The sequence below is a fragment of the Clostridium puniceum genome, from assembly GCF_002006345.1.
In the GTDB taxonomy this organism is placed as follows: Bacteria; Bacillota; Clostridia; order Clostridiales; family Clostridiaceae; genus Clostridium; species Clostridium puniceum.
This window is the reverse complement of record NZ_LZZM01000087.1, coordinates 1-1708: the sequence shown is the minus strand read 5'-3', so window position 1 is coordinate 1708 and position 1708 is coordinate 1. Positions and strand designations below refer to the sequence as shown.

Genomic DNA, 1708 nt, shown 5'->3' with positions numbered 1-1708 from the left:
AGTGCTTTAGGAATGAAAGCATGCTTAGAGGGATATAAAGTATTATTTACAACTGTTCCGCTTTTTATTACACAATTGAAAGAATTAAAATCAACTAAAACCTTAAGGACATATCAAAACAAATTATTTAAATATGATCTGGTTATTTTAGATGAATTTGGTTATATATCAGCTGATAAAGAGGGGGCAGAGCTACTCTTTACAAATATATATCTACGAGCCGGACAGAAATCCACCATAATAACTACGAACCTATCATTTGATAGATGGGGTGAAATATTTGGAGATCCTGTGATGACAGCTGCTATGACCGATAGACTAACACATAAATCATATGTTGTTAACATGAATGGTAATTCGTATAGAATGAAAGAAACCAAAGCTTAGCTTAATACTTTAGAATAGCAATAACCATTTTTTGGTGGAAAGGATTTTAATTATAATTTGGTCTAAAAATTATGTATAAAATACATATGGAAAATTGGTTTCCTTATTTAGATTTATCGAATTTAAATAATTCTGTTAATTCATCTTGCATCTCCATCCTAACAGTCCCACTGATTTTCCTTCATATCAACATGATTCTCATCTTTAAATGATACACCTTCTTCTAATAGCAGAAATCGTTGTTCCTGCCACCCCGGTGCCAACCTTCCAGCATGATTTACCACACGATGACATGGATATCTCCCATAAAATTCTGCCTGGCTAAGAACCTTCCCGACAAGCCGTGCATTTTTGTTTCTGCCAATAAGGCTGGCAATTTGTCCATATGTAGCTACCTTCCCTTCTGGGATTTCTTCCACAACGGAAAGTATTTCATAAATTAATTGTTCATTCATAATCTTTTTCATATATTCACCTGTGATACGAACCCTTACTTGGAGATATTGTGATATTTTTGCACAATATTTTAATATTTAATCTTCTGTTTTAATGATATAATACTAACAAAAAATAAAAAGTGTGTCAACGCAACACAGTGATGAGCAGTGATAATGAAACTATCAAATTTAAATATGAATAAAAACAACTATTTTCCCTATGGTAATACGGAAATTGCCTATTTGAAAAGAAAAGACAGACGTTTAGCTGAAGTGATAGAACAGATTGGGCATATTGACCGCCCTACAGATGATGGTTTGTTCTCATCTGTAGTTCATCATATAATCGGACAACAAATTTCTACAAAAGCGCAAAAAACCATATGGAACCGTATGCAGACGTCTTTTGGAGAGGTGAATGAACAAACAATCCTAAAAGTGGGCGTTCCAGAGCTACAGTCTATGGGTATGACATATAAAAAAGAAGAATATATTACTGACTTTGCAGCAAAAGTGGACTCAGGAGAATTTAACCTTCAGCGCATACCTGAACTGTTCGACGAAGAAGCAATCAAAGTTCTTTCCTCATTAAAAGGAATTGGCATATGGACTGCAGAAATGATTCTGCTTTTCTGTTTGGAAAGACCAAACGTATTCAGTTATGGTGACCTTGCAATTCTACGTGGTATATGCATGGTTTATCATCATAAGACAATTGATCGTGTCCGTTTTGAACGATATCGTTATAAATGATACCATAAGAATGTAAGGAAATGATCATATAAGAATGTACAATTTAGTTTTTATAAATTATAATTACTCAAGATTTAACGGAGGTAATTATGATTATACAAACAAATATTTATTCAGAACTTAAAATTAAT

3 protein-coding genes are annotated in these 1708 nt (G+C 33.0%); 2 read left to right on the top strand and 1 reads right to left on the bottom strand.

The window, feature by feature from the left end; genetic code table 11:
- The coding region (locus tag CLPUN_RS06670; protein ID WP_158078715.1) for an ATP-binding protein at positions 1 to 387 on the top strand (387 nt) is incomplete at its 5' end.
- A 158-nt stretch (positions 388 to 545) separates the two neighbouring features.
- Here CLPUN_RS06670 and CLPUN_RS06665 read toward each other — a convergent pair.
- Complete coding sequence (locus tag CLPUN_RS06665; protein WP_077846540.1) at positions 546 to 854, bottom strand: MGMT family protein; 309 nt, start codon at positions 852 to 854, stop codon at positions 546 to 548.
- Positions 855 to 998: 144 nt separating this feature from the next.
- On the opposite strand from CLPUN_RS06665, the gene CLPUN_RS06660 reads away from it, so the two are divergent.
- Complete coding sequence (locus CLPUN_RS06660) at positions 999 to 1577, top strand: DNA-3-methyladenine glycosylase family protein (protein WP_242954065.1); 579 nt, start codon at positions 999 to 1001, stop codon at positions 1575 to 1577.
- The last annotated feature ends 131 nt before the right edge of the window (positions 1578 to 1708 follow it).